Origin of the sequence: Massilia sp. KIM, assembly GCF_002007115.1 — a bacterium.
Classification (GTDB): domain Bacteria; phylum Pseudomonadota; class Gammaproteobacteria; order Burkholderiales; family Burkholderiaceae_D; genus Telluria.
Window position 1 is genome coordinate 2,219,637 of the sequence record NZ_MVAD01000001.1, and the last position, 17,090, is coordinate 2,236,726.

At 68.1% G+C, this 17,090-nt stretch carries 18 protein-coding genes; 9 read left to right on the top strand and 9 right to left on the bottom strand.

The genetic code is table 11. From position 1 onward, the window contains the following. Positions 1 to 30 precede the first annotated feature (30 nt). The 3 genes from B0920_RS09625 to B0920_RS09635 are packed head-to-tail and all read right to left on the bottom strand — an operon-like array spanning position 31 to position 3,118. Positions 31 to 978: an alpha/beta fold hydrolase gene (locus B0920_RS09625; protein ID WP_307188902.1), complete on the bottom strand. Its 948-nt coding sequence runs from the start codon at positions 976 to 978 to the stop codon at positions 31 to 33. After that, positions 975 to 2,600 carry a GMC family oxidoreductase gene (locus B0920_RS09630; protein WP_218669349.1) on the bottom strand — a complete coding sequence of 542 codons (1,626 nt, stop codon included), beginning with the start codon at positions 2,598 to 2,600 and terminating at the stop codon, positions 975 to 977. The genes B0920_RS09625 and B0920_RS09630 overlap by 4 nt, the downstream gene beginning before the upstream one ends. After that, positions 2,597 to 3,118 carry a twin-arginine translocation signal domain-containing protein gene (locus B0920_RS09635; RefSeq protein ID WP_078032288.1) on the bottom strand — a complete coding sequence of 174 codons (522 nt, stop codon included), beginning with the start codon at positions 3,116 to 3,118 and terminating at the stop codon, positions 2,597 to 2,599. Before B0920_RS09635 ends, B0920_RS09630 begins: the two co-directional genes overlap by 4 nt. A 145-nt stretch (positions 3,119 to 3,263) precedes the next feature. On the opposite strand from B0920_RS09635, the gene B0920_RS09640 reads away from it, so the two are divergent. Then, entirely contained in the window at positions 3,264 to 3,857 is a 594-nt protein-coding gene (locus B0920_RS09640; RefSeq protein WP_078032289.1) for a DUF6058 family natural product biosynthesis protein, read from the top strand. 60 nt (positions 3,858 to 3,917) lie between these two features. Here the strand turns inward: B0920_RS09640 and B0920_RS09645 are convergent, their stop codons facing one another. Next, positions 3,918 to 4,688, bottom strand: a complete 771-nt coding sequence (locus B0920_RS09645) for an RNA methyltransferase (protein WP_078032290.1) — start codon at positions 4,686 to 4,688, stop codon at positions 3,918 to 3,920. A 174-nt stretch (positions 4,689 to 4,862) separates the two neighbouring features. Here B0920_RS09645 and B0920_RS09650 point away from each other — a divergent pair, with 174 nt between their 5' ends. From B0920_RS09650 to B0920_RS09675, 6 genes are all read left to right on the top strand, one after another. Further along, positions 4,863 to 5,642 carry an inositol monophosphatase family protein gene (locus B0920_RS09650; RefSeq protein ID WP_078032291.1) on the top strand — a complete coding sequence of 260 codons (780 nt, stop codon included), beginning with the start codon at positions 4,863 to 4,865 and terminating at the stop codon, positions 5,640 to 5,642. Positions 5,643 to 5,936: 294 nt separating this feature from the next. Further along, positions 5,937 to 7,289, top strand: coding sequence for a DEAD/DEAH box helicase (locus B0920_RS09655; RefSeq protein WP_078032292.1), 1,353 nt, complete (start codon positions 5,937 to 5,939; stop codon positions 7,287 to 7,289). 100 nt (positions 7,290 to 7,389) lie between these two features. Then, complete coding sequence (gene hyi, locus B0920_RS09660; protein ID WP_078032293.1) at positions 7,390 to 8,175, top strand: hydroxypyruvate isomerase; 786 nt, start codon at positions 7,390 to 7,392, stop codon at positions 8,173 to 8,175. A 75-nt stretch (positions 8,176 to 8,250) separates the two neighbouring features. Further along, positions 8,251 to 8,616, top strand: coding sequence for a VOC family protein (locus B0920_RS09665; protein ID WP_078032294.1), 366 nt, complete (start codon positions 8,251 to 8,253; stop codon positions 8,614 to 8,616). Positions 8,617 to 8,702: 86 nt separating this feature from the next. Further along, positions 8,703 to 9,551, top strand: coding sequence for a hypothetical protein (locus B0920_RS09670; protein ID WP_078032295.1), 849 nt, complete (start codon positions 8,703 to 8,705; stop codon positions 9,549 to 9,551). Positions 9,552 to 9,563: 12 nt separating this feature from the next. After that, positions 9,564 to 10,085, top strand: a complete 522-nt coding sequence (locus B0920_RS09675; RefSeq protein ID WP_229455333.1) for a hypothetical protein — start codon at positions 9,564 to 9,566, stop codon at positions 10,083 to 10,085. Positions 10,086 to 10,224: 139 nt separating this feature from the next. On the opposite strand, the gene phbB is transcribed toward B0920_RS09675, so the two are convergent. The 5 genes from phbB to B0920_RS09700 form a co-directional block, all read right to left on the bottom strand. Beyond that, positions 10,225 to 10,968 (bottom strand): acetoacetyl-CoA reductase, encoded by a 744-nt coding sequence (gene phbB / locus B0920_RS09680; RefSeq protein WP_078032296.1) that lies wholly within the window; start codon positions 10,966 to 10,968, stop codon positions 10,225 to 10,227. Positions 10,969 to 11,122: 154 nt separating this feature from the next. Then, the gene (locus tag B0920_RS09685) at positions 11,123 to 11,683 is read right to left on the bottom strand and encodes a hypothetical protein (RefSeq protein WP_078032297.1); all 561 of its coding nucleotides are present in this window, start codon (positions 11,681 to 11,683) and stop codon (positions 11,123 to 11,125) included. Between the two features lie 433 nt (positions 11,684 to 12,116). After that, a complete protein-coding gene (locus B0920_RS09690) occupies positions 12,117 to 13,004 on the bottom strand; it encodes a zinc-dependent peptidase (RefSeq protein ID WP_078032298.1) in 888 nt (295 codons plus the stop codon). Next, complete coding sequence (locus B0920_RS09695) at positions 13,004 to 13,756, bottom strand: glutathione peroxidase (RefSeq protein WP_078032299.1); 753 nt, start codon at positions 13,754 to 13,756, stop codon at positions 13,004 to 13,006. The genes B0920_RS09690 and B0920_RS09695 overlap by 1 nt, the downstream gene beginning before the upstream one ends. 216 nt (positions 13,757 to 13,972) lie before the next feature. Continuing rightward, positions 13,973 to 14,593, bottom strand: a complete 621-nt coding sequence (locus tag B0920_RS09700) for a winged helix-turn-helix domain-containing protein (protein ID WP_078032300.1) — start codon at positions 14,591 to 14,593, stop codon at positions 13,973 to 13,975. Positions 14,594 to 14,998: 405 nt separating this feature from the next. On the opposite strand from B0920_RS09700, the gene B0920_RS09705 reads away from it, so the two are divergent. After that, positions 14,999 to 16,039 carry an OmpA family protein gene (locus B0920_RS09705; protein WP_078032301.1) on the top strand — a complete coding sequence of 347 codons (1,041 nt, stop codon included), beginning with the start codon at positions 14,999 to 15,001 and terminating at the stop codon, positions 16,037 to 16,039. 115 nt (positions 16,040 to 16,154) lie between these two features. Beyond that, entirely contained in the window at positions 16,155 to 17,078 is a 924-nt protein-coding gene (locus B0920_RS09710; protein ID WP_078032302.1) for a YihY/virulence factor BrkB family protein, read from the top strand. Positions 17,079 to 17,090 lie beyond the last annotated feature (12 nt).

Below are 17,090 nucleotides of genomic sequence, written 5' to 3' on the forward strand. Positions count from 1 at the left end.
GCACTGGTGTCACTGTACCATGGGCCAGCCTCAGCGCGAGACCCCCACGCCCTCGCGGACCGGGGCGCAACGCCCGATCTCGTCCATGACGGCGTCCAGCACGCGCGGGTTGCGGCCGAGCGCCACGTGGCCCACCCCGCCGAAGGCGAGGTTGCGCGCGCCCGCCAGTTCGCTCGAGGTCTGGGGCGAGACGATGTTGTCGTGGTGGGTGTAGATCGAGGTGATGAGGGCGCGGCTGGCCGGCGTCTCGCTGGCGCCGAGCGCCCGCAGCCAGTCGCCATCGCGCCGCATCTGCCGGGCGTTGGCGCCGATGCCGAGCGCCGCCAGCCCGGTGCCCGCATGCGGGCTGCCGAGCGTGATCAGGCGCGCCAGCCGCGCCGTGCCGTAGGCGCGCATCCAGGCCCGCCCCACCAGCCCGCCCATGCTGTGGCCGACCAGGATCACCTTCCCCGCCCCGCTGGCGCAGCGCAGCGCCTCGACCGCCTCCTCGACCTGGCGCGCGAAGCCGTCGATGTCGCCGGTGATCGGCTCCATGTCCAGGGTGGCGTGGCTGATGCGGGCCGCTTCCAGGCGCGGCAGCAGGCGCCGCCAGTAGCCGCTGTTGCAGCCGTAGCCGTGCAGCAGCAGCACCGGCGGCAGCATGCATTCCGGGTAGATGCGGGTGCGCGCCACGCCGCGCACGCCATGCCAGGACGAGTACATCATGCTGGCGGCGAACTCTTCAAGGAACAGGCGCAGGCTGGCCAGCGGGCGCAGGCGGAATTCCTCGGGCGTCGGGCTGGCGCAGCGCGCCGCCATGCGGAAATTGTTGGCGTTGATGGCGGCGCGCACCAGCACCACGCTGCCCAGGCCGGCGGCCAGCGCGGTCCAGCGGCTGGCCTCCAGCCAGTAGAGCACGGCCAGGCCGATGCCGAGCGCGCCCAGGGCCTGCAGGGCCAGCACCAGCTCCAGCATGGCGCGCGCGCTCAAGGGCTTCATGCCAGCGCGACGGCCGGGCGGCCGCTGAGGGTGGCGGCCAGGCCGCTCGCCAGGAGCGCGCTCAGACCGTAGATCGAGAGCTGGGGATTGGCGCCGATCGAGGTCGGGAACAGCGAGCCGTCGTGCACCGACAGGTTGTCCAGGCCGCGATAGCGCCCCAGCGGATCGGTCACGCCCAGCCGCTCGTCGCCGGACATCGCGCAGCCGCCCATTACGTGGGCCGAGGCCACCCGGGTCTGGTGCAGGCGCTGCGGCAGGGCCGCGATCTCGCGCCTGGCCTCCTGCCAGCTGGCATAGGCCCGCGCGCCCTCGTGGACCGGATGGACGGCGCGCGCGCCGGCCGCGAACTGGATTTCGGCCATGCTCAGCAGGCCGCGCCGCGCGCCCTCCCAGAACACTTCGCCCAGCGGGTAGTCGAGCTCCGGGCTGCCGTCCGCGCGCAGGCCCACGCTGCCGCCCGCCGACTCGGCATGGAAGCCGTCGCGCAGCAGCGCCAGCATGCCGTTCATGTGCGGGTACTCGCGCATCAGGGCCGCATGGGCCGGGCCGAAGCCGCTGACCACCGTGGCCAGCAGCACCGGATGCATGGGCGGGGCTTCCAGCTTGTAGCCGAGCGGGCCGTCGATCGGGGCGGCGTGCAGGAAGTGGTCCGAATACACGCTTTGCGGCGCGCCGGCCCAGGGCTCGACGCGCTGGGGGAAGAAGGCGGCCGAGATCACGCTCGGGTGCAGGAAGGTGCGCTTGCCCAGCATCCCGCTGGGGTCGGGCGCGCTCGAGCGCAGCAGCAGCGCCGGCGAATTGATGGCGCCGCCCGCCACCACGTAGTGTCGCGCGCGCAGGCGCAGCGCGCGTCCGCTCGGGCGCAGGCCGTCGGCCGCCAGGGCATGGCACAGCAGTTCTTCGACGTGGTCGCCGCGGATCAGGAAGTTCTGCGCCCTGGCCCGGGTGACCAGGGTCGCGCCATGGTCGAGGGCGGCCGGGATGGTGGTCACCAGCATCGACTGCTTGGCGTTGGTCGGGCAGCCCATGCCGCAGTAGCCGAGGTTCCAGCACCCCTTCACGTTGCGGCGGATGAAGCCGACCGGGATGCCGAGCTGCTGGGCACCGCGGCGCAGGATATCGTTGTTCTCGTTGGGCGCGGCCTGCCAGTCGCCGATCTGGAGGCGCCGCTCGACCATCTCGAACCAGGGCGCGAGCGCCTCCGGGCTGGCCTCGGGCAGGGCGTAGTGGCGGCGCCACCAGGCCAGGGTCTCGGGCGGGGTGCGGAAGCTCGAGGTCCAGTTGACCGTGGTCGAGCCGCCCACGGTGCGGCCCTGCAGGATGGTGATGCCCTTGTCGCGGGTCTTGCGCGCCGCCGATTCCTGGTACAGCGCCGGATAGGCCTCGGCCTCGCGCATGCCGAAGTCGCGCGAGGACTTCAGGCCGCCCTCTTCCACCACGATCACCGACAGGCCCGAGCGGGCCAGGATCTCGGCGCTGATGCCGCCGCCCGCGCCGCTGCCGACGATGACGACGTCGGCATGCATGGTCCGGTCCTCAATCAGGCGCGCGGCGTCGACCACGGTCCAGCCGCGCGCCAGGCCGGCCTGGATGGGGTCGGGGATGAATTCTTCCTTCTTCAAGCCAGCTCCTTCATCGGTCCGGGATAGCCGATCGTCTCCCAGCTGGCCGGCTGGGCGTACCAGGCGGCCATCGCCAGCGCATGCAGGCCCTGGTAGGCGCCGCGCAGCAGGCCGAGGCGGTGGCTGCGCCAGTCCTGCAGGAAGGCGGCGACCTGGGCCGGTTCGGCCCGCTCCCAGCCGCCGCTCACGCCGGTCAGCAGGCGGCGCGCGGGGGCCAGGGCGAGCAGGCCGAACAGGTCCTGGATTTCCTTCTGGGTGGCGGGCGGCAGGCCGAGGATGGCCTGGTGCACGCCGTCGATGGTGGCGGCCAGCGCCTGGGTGCGCCTTGCCGGCTCGGCCGGCAGCGCGCCGGCCAGCAGCGCCGCCGCGATCGCGTCCAGCGCGGCGCGCGCCTCGCCGTCGAGCACGAAGCGGTGCGGCGCGGCCGGATGGGTGGCGCGGTACCAGGCGCCCCCGCCAGCAAGCAGGACGGCGCCCAGGCCGCCCACCTTCAGGAAAGTCCTGCGTGATGTCCCCATGGTCAACCTTTTGTGTTTTTTTCTTAGTGTACGCGAAAGGAATTCACCCAAACGGCCCGCGACTAGAGGGCAGCGTCTAGCCGCGGCGCGACGCTTCGGCCCACGCCGAAGCATGGCCCGGCACGGGGCGGATAGCATGCGGGGCATGGAACTCATCCACTACCTCCAGCACCATTTCCTCACCCGCGAGCAGTTGCTGCGCGCCGCGGGCATCGAAGGCGCCCGGCTCGACGCCCTGCAGCAGGCCGGGAGCGCGCCGCGCCCGTCCTACCGGCTGCGGCTGCGGATAGCCTGCGAATCCTTCTTCGGCCCGCACGGGGAGGAGCACGGCATCGACTACTACGCGCGCGGCTATGCGCAATGGATCGCCGCGCTGCCGACGACGGGCGAACCCTTCGGCCTGTTCGCCGGGCGCTACCGCGCTGCCCTCGGCGCGCTGCCCCTTGCGACGGACGCCGGGCTCGGGCAGGAAGCGCATCTGCGCGAGGAATGGCGCCACTTCCTGGAGGGGACCTACGGGCTGTGCACCCGCTCCGGCCTGCCGGAGGACATCGCGGCCAAGGAGGCCGCCGTGCGCGCCATCGGCGCGCTGACGGCGGCCGAGCCGGTCGACCTGGCGCGCCTGCGTGTGGCGGTCGACCTGCTCGACCGCGCCAGCAGCCCGTTCGCGCCGCACGAACGCGCGCGCAGCTCGCGCCGGCGGCTGGTCGACGATCTCAGGGCGCGTTACGGATTGTGATGCGGGCAGGCCTGCCGTGTGCAAAGAATATTTGCACGCCACGCCCGCGGTGCAAATTTTCTATGCCTGATCTTTCGGCGGCGCATGCTTGATGATTTCGCGCGCAATGCCGCGCAGGATGTTGACCTCTTCCGTCTCGAGCTGGGTGCGGGAAAACAGGCGCTTCAGGCGCGGCATCAGCTTCTTCGGATTGTTCGCGTTCAGGAAGCCCAGCGCCACCAGCGCCTCTTCCAGGTGGGCGTACATGCCCTCGATCTGGGCCAGGCTGGCCGCGTCGCCCTGGAAGCCGACGCCGCGCGGATCGACCCCGTCGCCGACCGCCGCCAGGCGCGCCTCGTAGGCCAGCACCTGGGCCGCCTGCGACAGGTTGAGCGAGGAATACGCGGGGTTGGCGGGAATATTAATCAAGACATTGCACTGCTCGACGATCCCGTTCGGCAGCCCCACCCGCTCGTTGCCCAGCACCAGGGCCGGCCGCAGCTCGGGCTGGCCGGCCGCATGCGCCGAGAAGGCGCGCGGCGTCCACACCGGCGGCGAGTATTCGCGCAAACGGGCCGAGACCGCCGCCGCGAAGTTGCAGCCCTCCAGGGCCTCGCCGATGCTGCCGACGATGCGCGCCGACGCCAGCACGTCGCCGGCGCCGCTGGCGAAGGCCACCGCTTCCGCGTCCCCGAGCGGGTTGTCGCACTTGGGCGAGACCAGCACCAGGTCGGAAAAACCCATGGTTTTCATGGCCCGGGCCACCGAGCCCACGTTGCCGGCGCGGCTGGTTTCGACCAGCACGAAGCGCAGCCGGCCGAAAAGAGAAGTGTCGGTTTGGTTCTGGTTCATTTACAATAGCGCTATCGCGCGGTGTGCGGACGGTTCAAGGACGGGTGAAAAGCTCGCGATTGTAACGGGTTCGGCACCGCTTTGCTCTTTCTTACTCTCATAGCTGACCGTTCACAGCGCCCGCGTGCGTTCGTGGGCCGTTCGCGTTTTTTCACGGAAAGCCTCATGCACCCAATGCTCAATACGGCCGTCAAGGCCGCTCGCCGCGCCGCCACCGTCATCAACCGCGCGTCCTTCGACATCGACCGCATCACCGTATCTGAAAAGCAACACAACGATTTCGTCACCGACGTCGACCAGGCGGCGGAACAGGCGATCGTGGAAACCCTGCTCAAGGCCTATCCGGATCACGCGATCCTGGCCGAGGAATCGGGCGCATCGAGCAACCTGAACGACGAGAGTGAGCATGTGTGGATCATCGACCCGATCGATGGCACCACCAACTTCCTGCACGGCTACCCCAACTACTGCATCTCGATCGCCCTGCAACAGCGCGGCGTGATCACCCAGGCCCTGGTCTACGACCCGGTGCGCAACGACCTGTTCACCGCCACCAAGGGCGCCGGCGCCTACCTGAACGACAAGCGCATCCGCGTGCGCAGCACCGAGCGCGTCGGCCGCGCCCTGCTGTCCTCGGGCCACGGCCCCGATCCGCGCGCGCTGGCCGAATACCTGCGCATGTACGAAGTGGTCGCCTCGCGCAGCCACGGCGTGCGCAGCGGCGGCTCGGCCGCCCTGGAACTGGCCAACGTGGCCGCCGGCCGCATCGACGGCTTCTTCGAGAAGGGCCTGAAGGTCTGGGACATCGCCGCCGGTGCGCTGCTGGTGACCGAGGCGGGCGGCATCGTCGGCGAGTTCAGCGGCGAGTCGGACTACCTGCACAAGGGCGACGTGATCGCCGCCGGCCCCAAAGTGTTCGGCGCGCTCGTCCCTCTCCTGTCGCCTTTCGCGTAATCGCGTAGAATACCCACCGTGCTTCCGGGCGCGCAGGTCCAAGAGTCTGCGTGGCAGAAAATTTCCTTCTGCCGCACAGGCTCCTAGCCTGCGGCGCTTCGCGTCCACCGGCCGGAAAGGCCGTCTCTTACCAAAGAAACTTTCCAGAGTGAAACTTTTTTCACTATAATCCCGGTTAGCCGCTGAAAAGCGCTAGCGTCCGGGCGGATGCGCTCATCCCGCGCCTGCCTACCTGACCAATCGATTTCCCGGCCTGCGCCTTCGTGGCGGCGGGCTGCACTTGACTGAAAATTTATGTCTTTTTCTACACTTGGCCTGTCCGAAGCCATCGTGCGCGCGGTTGCTGAACAAGGTTACACCGCGCCGACCCCGATCCAGGCCCAGGCCATCCCCGCCGTGCTGAACGGTGGCGACCTGCTTGCGGGGGCCCAGACCGGCACCGGCAAGACCGCCGGTTTCACCCTGCCCATCCTGCACCGCCTGTCGACCGACAAGATCGGCGCGGCCCAGCGCAACAAGACCACGCCGCGCGTCATCCGCGCCCTGGTCCTGACCCCGACCCGCGAACTCGCGGCCCAGGTCGAGGAAAGCGTGCGCGTCTACGGCAAGTACACCAACCTGAATTCCGCCGTGATCTTCGGCGGAGTCGGCATCAACCCGCAGATCAAGCTGCTCAAGCACGGTGTCGACATCCTGGTCGCCACCCCGGGCCGCCTGCTCGACCACGCGTCCCAGGGCACCGTCGACCTGAGCAAGATCGAGATCCTGGTGCTGGACGAAGCCGACCGCATGCTCGACATGGGCTTCATCCACGACATCCGCAAGGTCCTGGCCCTGCTGCCGCCGAAGCGCCAGAACCTGCTGTTCTCGGCCACCTTCTCGGACGACATCAAGGCCCTGGCCGACCGCCTGCTGGACAACCCGGCCTCGATCGAGGTCGCGCGCCGCAATTCGACGGTCGAGGTGATCGCCCAGAAGATCCACCCGGTCGACCGCGACAAGAAGCACCCGATGCTCTCGCACCTGATCAAGTCGAACAACTGGCACCAGGTGCTGGTGTTCACCCGCACCAAGCACGGCGCCAACAAGCTGGTCGAACAGCTGGGCAAGGACGGCATCGGCGCGATGGCGATCCACGGCAACAAGAGCCAGTCGGCGCGCACCAAGGCCCTGGCCGAGTTCAAGGACGGCAGCCTGCAGGTGCTGGTCGCGACCGACATCGCGGCGCGCGGCATCGACATCGACCAGCTGCCCCACGTGGTCAACTACGACCTGCCGAACGTGCCGGAAGACTACGTGCACCGTATCGGCCGCACCGGCCGCGCCGGCGCCAGCGGCGAAGCGGTCTCGCTGGTGTGCGTGGACGAGCACCAGATGCTGAAGGACATCGAGAAGCTGATCAAGCAGACCCTGCCGCGCCAGGTGATCCCGGGCTTCGAGCCGGACCCGAGCGCCAAGCCGCAGCCGATCCAGCTGCGCAGCGGCGCCCCGGGCCACCCGAACCGTGGCCGTCCGGGCGGCAACCGCGGCGCCGGCAACGGTGGCGGCGGCAAGCCGCGCGCGCCGGGCGCGCCGGGCGCCGGCAGCGGCGCCAAGCGCAACGGTCCGCGTCCGCCGCAGGCCGCGCGTCCCGCACGCGAGCGCTGATCGCCCTCCCCGGCCTGGTCGGGCGCATGCGCGCCCAGCCAGGCCGGCGCATCGGCGGCAATTCGGCTAGGATAGGGGTCCGATCAGGTTCGCCATCGCCATGCCCCGTTTCGCCGCCAACCTCAGCATGCTGTTCACCGAGGCTCCCTTCCTCGAACGCTTCGCCCTGGCCAAAGCAGCCGGTTTCGAGGCGGTCGAATGCATGTTCCCCTACGGCGTCGAAGCCGACAGCATCCTGCAGCGCCTGGAACGCCACGATCTCGCCATGGTCCTGCACAACCTGCCGGCCGGCGACTGGGCGGCGGGGGACCGCGGCCTGGCCTGCGACCCGCGCCGCATGCAGGAATTCCAGGACGGCGTCGCCCTGGCCCTCGACTACGCCCTGGAACTGAAGGTGCCACGCCTGCACTGCCTGGCCGGCCTCCTGCCCCACGGGCTGGCGCCGGAGCGCGCCTACGCCACCTATGTCGAGAACCTGCGCTTCGCCGCGGCCGCCTGCCGCGCGCACGGCATCGAGTTGCTGATCGAGCCGATCAACGACCGCGACGTGCCGCGCTACTTCCTCACCGGCACCCGGCAGGCGCGCGCGGTGATCGAGGAATGCGGCGCGCCCAACCTCTTCCTGCAATACGACATCTACCACATGCAGCGCATGGAAGGCGACCTGGCCGCGACCCTGCGCGCCTGCCTGAACCTGATCCGCCACATCCAGCTGGCCGACGTGCCCGGCCGGCACCAGCCGGGCACGGGCGAGATCAATTTCCCCTTCCTGTTCCGCCTGCTCGACGAGCTCGGCTATGAGGGCTGGGTCGGCTGCGAATACCTGCCGCAGGGCGACACCCTGGACTCGCTCGCCTGGCTGGACGCCTACCGCGCGGGCGGCTAGCCTGCCGCGCAGACTCCTGGACAGGCTGGCGCCGATCGGGCAAGATCGCTGCTCATCGTCCAGCGAGGAACCGCCATGATCCAGGGTCTGCGTACCGTCGTCTATCCCGTCACCAATTTGCCGGAAGCCGGCGCCTGGTATGCCAAGGTGGTCGGCAAGCCGCCCTACTTCGACCAGGCCTTCTATATCGGCTTCGAGGTCGGCGGCTTCGAGCTGGGCCTGGTGCCCGACGGCCAGCCGGGCGCGGCCGGCGGCACCGCCTACTGGGGCACGGCCGACATCGAGGCCGAGCTGGCGCGCCTGGTCCAACTGGGCGCCAGCGTGCACGAAGCGGTGCAGGACGTCGGCGACGGCATCCGCGTGGCCACGGTGCGCGACCCCTACGGCAACCTGTTCGGCATCATCCAGAACCCGCACTTCGACCTATCCAAGCTTGGATAATTGACGATCAGCAAGGCCGGCATCTGTCCGGTTTGAAACAATAGCGAGGTTCAGGCCGCCACGCCACGCGGCCGGGAGGACCTCCGATGCTGCAACGTCTCGCCTTCCACCTGCTCCTGCTGGCCGGCATGCTGCTGGCCGGCTGCGCCACCCAAGGCCCCGTCAGCCTGGTCGAGGTGCGCGAGTTCGCCGACGCCTCGGCCCGCCTGGGCGGCTACGGCGAGCTGTCGCGGCGCTACCGCGACACCTTCGAGCGCGAACAGCCTTATCTGTCGCCGCCAGCGGAAAAGCTGGCGCGCGAGAACGACGCCAAGCGCCGCGCCGTCTACGACGACTTCGTCGCGATCCAGAAGACCGTGGTGCTCTACATGCAGACCCTGAGCCTGCTGGCCGGGGACAGCCGCTACGACTTGTCCGAGCGCATCGACGATCTGGGCAATGGCTTGAAGGCGAATGCCGATTCCGGCCTGCAGCAGCGCCACATCGCCGCCTATACCGGCATGACGCGCCTGCTGACAAGGGTGATCGCCTCGGGCTACCAGAACCGCAGCGTGGAAACCATGGTGCGCGACGGCGACGTCCACGTGCAGGTCCTGCTGGAAGCCATGATCTCGCTCACGCGGCTCTACTACAAGACCAACGAAAATGAGAAGAAGACGGTGCTCGGCATCTTCGACGTCGAGATTCCCTTCTCGACGCGCAGCGCCGACCGCATGCTGGTGACCCTGGCCAAGGTCCATTACCTGAACAAGTCGACCGAATACAAGCTGGTCGACCGGCGCTACGAGCTGGCGCTGCAGGGCCTGACCAAGGTCGCGCTGGGGCACCAGAAGATGCGCGAGAACCTCAACAAGCTCGGCAGCGACGAAGTGCGGCGCCTGCTGGGCAACTACGGCCGCGACCTGCGCAGCATCCGCGACAATCTCTCCGACTGAGGAGGCACGACCATGGCGAGCACTCCCCCCTCCCCGCCGGCCCCAGCTAGCGCGCCGGAAGGCTCCGGCCTGTCCAGCATCGGGCAGGTCATCGAGCTGGCCGACCAGCTCTCGTCCTGCGCCGACCAGCTGCACGAACGCATCATGAAGGAAATCCGCGGCTATGGCGGACGGGCGGTGCCCGAGAAGGTGCAGAACACTTTGCGCCGGCTGCTCGAGGACGAAGTCCTGCTGCGCCAGCGCGCCAACGGCCTGTATGCCGACGCCGCCACGGTGGTCGTGCAGGGCCTGGGCAAGCCCCAGAGCCAGCTGATGGCGCTCACCGTCGACGCCGCCGAGAAGATCCGCAAGATCGGCCTGATCGGCGAAGTGACCAGCCTGGTGGCCGGCCTGCTCGCCTTCGCCGGCGCGGTCACGACCGGCCAGCCGGCGCCCATCCTGCTGGCGCTGGACAAGATCCGCAAGCAAATCAAACTGGTGGAAGCCTATGCGCCGGCGAAGCCGCCGGCCGATCCGCCGGCGGCGGCCACCTGAGCCGGCGAAGCCGCCGACCGATCTTCCGGTGGCGGCCACCTGAGCCGGCAAAGCCGCCGACCGATCCTCAGGCGTCGGCCACCTGAGCCGGCGCGGGCGGCCGCGCCGCAGCGCCGCAGCGGGCGGCGGCGCACCCAGCTCAGCACATGTGCTGGCCGCCGTTGATGGCGATATTGGCCCCGGTGACATAGCCGGCCTGGTCAGACACCAGATAGGCCACCAGCCCCGCGACCTCTTCCGGCGCGCCCAGCCGTCCCACTGGAATCGCCGGCAGGATGCGTTCCTTCATCACCTCCTCGGGCACCGCGGCCACCATTGCGGTGTCGAGGTAGCCGGGCGACACCGTGTTGACCGTGACCCCGTGGCGCGCCACCTCCAGCGCCAGCGCCTTGGTGAAGCCATGCATGCCGGCCTTGGCCGCCGCGTAATTGGCCTGGCCAAAGGCGCCCGCCTGCCCGTTGACGGAGGAGATATTGATCACCCGCCCCCAACGGCGCGCGATCATGGAATCGATCACCTGGCGGGTCATGTGGAATACGCTGTCGAGGTTGGTGCGCAGGACGGCCTGCCAGTCGTCCGGACTCATTTTTCGCAGGCTGCGGTCGCGGGTGATGCCGGCATTATTGACCAGCACGTCGATGCGGCCGGTCTCGGCCAGCAGGCGCTGCGCCACCATGCCGCAGGCCGCCTCGTCGGCCACGTCGACCTCGTAGACCAGCACATTGACGCCCTCGTCGCGCTGGGCCGCCAGCCAGGCCTGGCGCCGCCCGTTGGACGGCGAGCAGGTGGTGGCGACCAGGAATCCTTCGCGGTGCAGGCGGCGGCACAGGGCCGTGCCGAGTCCGCCCATGCCACCGGTAATCAAGGCTACTTGTTTGCTCATCGATCCTTCCCCTCCTGTGAATCGGCCGCAAGGGATGCGCGGCCAGAAACGGTCAGCGTAGGGGAACAGGTACGGGAGCTATTGATGACGATCAATAGATCGACCACCCGGGTGGCGCGAAGGGGGCGCTGCCGGGGTGGGCCGGGGGGGCGCCTCAGGCGATGACGTCGGGGCGGCTGGTGGGGTCGAAGTCGGCCCAGTCGCCGTCCACGATGTTGCCCTGGGCGCGTTCGATGCGCTGGGCGCCGATCTGGCGCAGGATGTCGACCGCCTTGCCTTCCATCCCGGCGTCGTCGAAGGCGACCGCGACCAGCATGCCGGTCAGGCGCGGCGGCACCCTGTTCTCGCCGGTGCCGCCCTCTTCCGGTTCGCCGGCCTCCTTCATCTTGCTGAAGCTGAACAGCGAGCCGACGTGGCCGCCGACCAGGCCGCCGACGATGGGACCGAGCGGCCCGGTGACCGGCGCCGTGGCCGCGCCGATCGCAACGCCGACCGCGCCGCCGGTGGCGACGCCCTTGACCACGCCCTCAGGCGTTTCCTTGGCGCCTGGCGAGAGCAGGTGATCGCCGCCGATCGGGGTCGAATCGTGCTGGCCCGGCTGGCTGACGTAGAAGCCGCTGACGCGGTCGGGGTCAAACCCGGCATCGACCAGCGCGCGGCGCGCGCGTTCGATGTCTTCCTGAAGCTGGACATGGCCTGCGATGATCGTGGACATAGCGACTCCTCCTGGATTCGTGTTTACGAGAAGGATGCTCCTGTCGCGCACAAGGCTCTGTACGCAAGCGCACGTAGTGAAGATGCTTGTTGGTCGTCATTGGCGCAGTCGGGGATGCAGGCAACTTGGGCACCGGCCTGCGCCGGTGCGACGGTCTTGGGGCTGACGAAACAGGATCGAGGCTACTGGCCGTGCGAGCGCTTGATGTGCAGGCGCTTGTCGGCCAGCGCCGGCGCAGTCTGGATGCGGGCGACTTGGGCACCGGCCTGCGCCGGTGCGACGGTTTTGGGACTGGCGAAACAGGATCGAGGCTGCTGGCCGTGCGAGCATGGAGTGCCGACGCTCGTCGGCCGTCACGGGGCGCAGTCGCGATGCGTGCAACTCGGGCACCGGCCTGCGCCGGTGCGACGGTCTCAAGGCTGACGAAAAAGGCTCAGCGCCACTGGCCGTACATGAAACCGGGCGGGTCCGGCTCCACGACGACGGGTGGCGGCTCCGGCTGCCACTGGCGCGGATCGATCCGGTAATACTTGAGGAACTCACCGTACAGGGCCGGGTGGCGCGCGGCCAGCTGGTAGGGCTGCTCGAAGAAGCTCTCGGTCGCCACCGCGAAGAACTCCGCCGGACTGCTGGCCCCATAGTGGTCCAGCACCCCGCGCATGCCGAACATCGCCTCCTGCCGCAGGGTGGCGAAGTCGCGCGTCAACACCTCGGACCAGCTCCGGTAGCGCTCGGCACTGCCCAGGTAGGGCGCGCCGTTGGTGCTCCCCGATTCGCTGTCGAGCTGGTGCGCGAACTCGTGCAGCACCACGTTGTGGTTCGGCGGCTCCGGATGATCGGCGCGCCGTACATGGTCCCAGGACAGGATCACCCGCCCGTCGCCCCAGGACTCGCCCAGCAGGTCCTGGCGCGTCTCGGTCACCACGCCCGAGGCGTCGACCTCCTTGCGCGGGACCAGGAAGGCGCCCGGGTAGACCAGGATGGTATGCAGGCTCGGATACAGGGCCGCCGGCCCCTCCTTGCCGGCCCGCCCCAGCAGCAGCAGGCAGGCCTGGCCCGCGATGGTGACGCGCATCTCGTCGGTCAGCTCCAACCCGGCGCAGCCGACGAACTTTTTCTCGAACAGGAACTGGCGCACCAGGCGCTGCAGGCGCCGGCGCTGGGTCTCGCCCATGCCCGCGTATTGGGTGACGTTGCGCGCCAATACGCCCACCTGGGCCGGGGTCAGCGGACGCGCCAGGGCGCGCCGCAGGCGCCACTTCGGCAGCAGCCAGGCCAGCAGCACGGCCAGCGCCAGCAGGCCGAGGATCAGGGCGTCCATCACTGCGCCCGGCTGGCGATCCAGGCCTGGACCTCGTCGGCGCCGCCGATCAGCCGGCCGCCCTCGAACACCTGGGGCCAGGTCATGCGCCCGGTGATGCCGCGCAGGACATTGGTGGTGATCATGCGTTGGTCCTCCGGAATATCGTTGAAGGCGATGCCGGCCTCGTTCAAGGCCTTCTTGGCGCGCGCGCAGTGCGGGCAGCCCGGGCGCGAGAACATCACCACGGGGTCGGGCACCTTGGCGTCAGGATTAATATAGCGCAGCATGGTGTCGGCGTCCGAGACTTCGAAAGGATCGCCTTCCTTGTCCGGTTCGATGAAGATCTTCTCGATCACGCCGTCACGCACCAGCATCGCGTAACGCCAGGAACGGCGGCCGAAGCCGAGGTCGCGCTTGTCGACCAGCATGCCCATGCCTTCGGTGAAGTCGCCGTTGCCGTCCGGGATGACGTTGATGTTGGCGGCGTCCTGGCCGGCCTTCCACTGGTTCATCACGAAGGCGTCGTTGACCGAGATGCAGATCACGTCGTCGACGCCGTTGGCGCGCATGACGGGAGCCAGCTCGTTATAGCGCGGCAGATGGGTGGAAGAACAGGTCGGCGTGAAGGCGCCGGGCAGCGAGAACACCACCACGGTCTTGCCCTTGAACAGCTCGTCGGTACTGAGCTCGCGCCACTGGTCGTCAGGGCGGGCCTTGAAACGCACATCCGGGACACGCTTGCCTTCCAGCGCTTCGGCAGTCGGTAACATCGTCACTCCTTATGGTTGAACTGGACAGCCGAGGCCGTCGCATTGCGCACAAGTGAGGATTATTGACCGGTTTTCAACGTGTCACGTGCAAATACTTGCCAATAGAGTCTTTCGAGATAAAACAAAGCCGCGCTCGGGGCGCGGCGAAGTGACGACAGCGATCGTCGGACCGGAGGCCGGTGCGGGTCTCTGCCGCGCCGGCTCCCGGGCGCGCACTCAGGCGCGTTCTTTGGCGGCCTGGGCCTGGCCGGGGGCCGGGCCGAACAGGGCAGCCACCAGGGGATCGCGGGTGACCGGGCTGCGGTTCACGCGGATCGCATAGTGGGTGTCGTCGGCCAGGATATGGAAATGGCGGCCGCTGCCGGCCATGTTCTGTTCGCGCAGGCCCGGACGTTCCTTGCGCGGGGCGACGCCTTCGCGCTTGGGCTGGCAGATCGCGGCCAGGAAGGCCTTGACGCGCTCCTGGTCCGGGCAGATCTGGTACACGGCCTTGCCCAGGTAGGTGGCGGTGCCTTCGATGTAGCGGGCCAGTTCGATGACGCCGGCTTCGCGCAGGTCGCGGATGTATTTGCGCGCGCCGGACGGCGAGAACTTGAGGAACCAGGCGATTTCGTCCGCCAGCATTTCGTGGTTCGAGAGCTCGTTGATCAGCTTCTGCATGTTTTCGATGCGGCGCTGGGTGGCCGAGGTCGAACGCACGCGTTCGATCGGGGCCAGCGAAATCGGTGCGCGTTCGGTCGGTTGCGGCGGGACACGCTCGATCAGTGCCGAGTTGCTGGAAGTGTGCACTGCGCCGGTTTCGCCTGGTGCCGCGTTATGGTGAGTCGTAGCATGCATATTCTTGAGCTCCAATCAAAGAGAGAGACTGTGTGGTCCGGGTCGCTGCGTGTCGTTTCGACACCCTGACAACACCTCGGTTCCGCTTAACTGGACTCAAGATTGCCTGCGTCAGCCCTTGTGGTCTGTGCGCCATCCAACATTCAAGAACATTCCGATAAGCATTGTTGGCATGCTTTTCGGGGCGATTTTGTCGATTTTCAATTTCTAGTTGGCAATTTCCGCACCAACATAGTGCGGTTCGGTTGAAACAGTTGCGTTTTCTGACACTGTTGTAAAATTGCACAGTGCTCCGGCTTAGGTGCGGTATCGCACCGAGTCTGCGGAACTTGCACTGTTAATGTTTATCCAACATCCCTGTCTAGGCACGAGATGTCATCAATTTTCAACCAATGGGAGTAACCTGTGAATAATACGAAGAAGATCGCTCTGGCTGCCGCACTGCTGTGCTCGGCTGGCGCCGCCCTCGCCCAAGAGAACGCCCCGGCCATCAACCCGTCGTGGTACATCCAGCCCAACGTCGTGCACGTGAAGCCGGACGCCGACTTCGGCGTCAACGACCGCGACACCGGCGGCGGCCTGAAGTTCGGTAAGGCCATCAGCCCGGCCTGGGACATCCAGATCGGCGGCAGCCACACCCGCTTCGAAGAGCGCTCCAACGAGTACCGCCAGACCCTGCTGGGCGTCGATGCGCTGCTGATGCTGTCGCGTGAGCGCATCCGTCCCTTCGTGCTGTTCGGCGTCGGCGCCGAGCGCGACAAGGTGAACAACCCGCTGCGCAACGTCAAGAAGACTTCCCCGTACGGCACCGTCGGCATCGGCTTCCAGGCCGACCTGACCCCGCAGTGGGCCCTGCAGGCCGACATCCGCAGCGTGCGCGGCTTCCTGCGTGACGACGAGCAGTTCGGCTTCAAGCGCAGCAACAACAAGTACCTGACCGTGGGCCTGAACTACGCGTTCAACCCGCCGCCTGCACCGGCACCGGCTCCGGCACCGGTCGTGGAAGCCCCGGCACCGGCACCGGCTCCGGCCCCTGTTCCGGAACCGGCACCGCAGCCGCGCTTCGAGAAGGTCACCCTGGAAGCGACCAAGCTGTTCAACTTCGACAAGGCCGAGATCATCCTGCCGGCGCCGAAGCTGGACGAAATCGCCGCCGCCCTGCAGGCTGACCCGAGCGTCACCGACGTCGACATCACCGGCTACACCGACCGCCTGGGTTCCGAGAAGTACAACCTGAAGCTGTCGGAGCGCCGCGCCAACGCCGTGCGCGACTACCTGGTCAGCAAGGGCATCGACGGCAACCGCCTGAAGGCCTACGGCAAGGGCGAAGCCAACCCGATCGTCACCGACTGCAACCAGAAGAAGCGTGCCGAGCTGATCGCTTGCCTGGAACCGAACCGCCGCGTGGAAGTGGAACAGATCACCGTCGAGCGCAAGGTGCAGTAATCCCGAGACCGGCCCTGCCCGGTCGGCCAGTCCCGGCGACCGCCGGACTGGCCCGAGCAGGCCATACTCGGAAACATGGGGGCTGCGGCCCCCATTTCTATTTGGAGGAAGGCTCATGGCTGTCAAGAACTGGCTCCCGTATTCGCGCCAGCTGGTGCACGTGATGCGTTGCGCGGTCATGGAATGGCTGGCCCACCGCGCGTCCAGCAAGGGCGCGGCGCTGGCCTTCTACACCCTGTTTTCGATGGCGCCCATCCTGGTGCTGGTGATCGCCATCGCCGGCTTCTTCTACGGCGCCGAGGCGGCCCAGGGCCAGCTGCTGAACGAGCTGCGCGGCCTGGTCGGCAGGCAAGGCGCCGAGACCATCCAGACCATCCTGGCCGGCGCCCAGAACAAGGAAAGCGGCCGCCTGGCCACCATCATCGCCTCGATCCTGCTGCTGGTCGGCGCGACCAGCGTGTTCGCCGAGCTGAAGGACTCGCTCGACGAAATCTGGGACGTGCCGGCGGCGAAGAACGCCGGGATCTGGGGCGTGGTGCGCACCCGCCTGCTGTCCTTCGGCCTCATCCTGGTGCTGGGCTTCCTGCTGATGGTGTCGCTGGTGGTGAGCGCGGGCCTCGCCGTACTCGAGAAATACATCGGCGGCATGTGGAAGGAAGCCGCCATCATCCTGGGCTGGGTGGCGTCGGCGATCAGTTTTCTGGTGATCGCGACCTTGTTCGGGACCATCTACAAGCTGCTGCCCAAGATCAAGCTGTCCTGGCATGACGTGACCATCGGCGCCCTCGGTACGGCGGCCATGTTTACGCTCGGCAAATTCGGGATCGGCCTCTACATCGGCAACAGCGGCGCGGCCGACAGTTTCGGCGCGGCCGGCTCGCTGATCGCGCTGCTGCTGTGGGTGTATTACTCGGCGCAGATCTTCTTCCTGGGCGCGGAGTTCGCGCGCCAGTACGCCTTGAAGATGGGAAGCCTGCGGCACAAGCCGCCGCATGTCACCGGCGACAAGAATCCGTCGCCGATGCCGGGAACCGTGTAAGCCCGCTGGCGG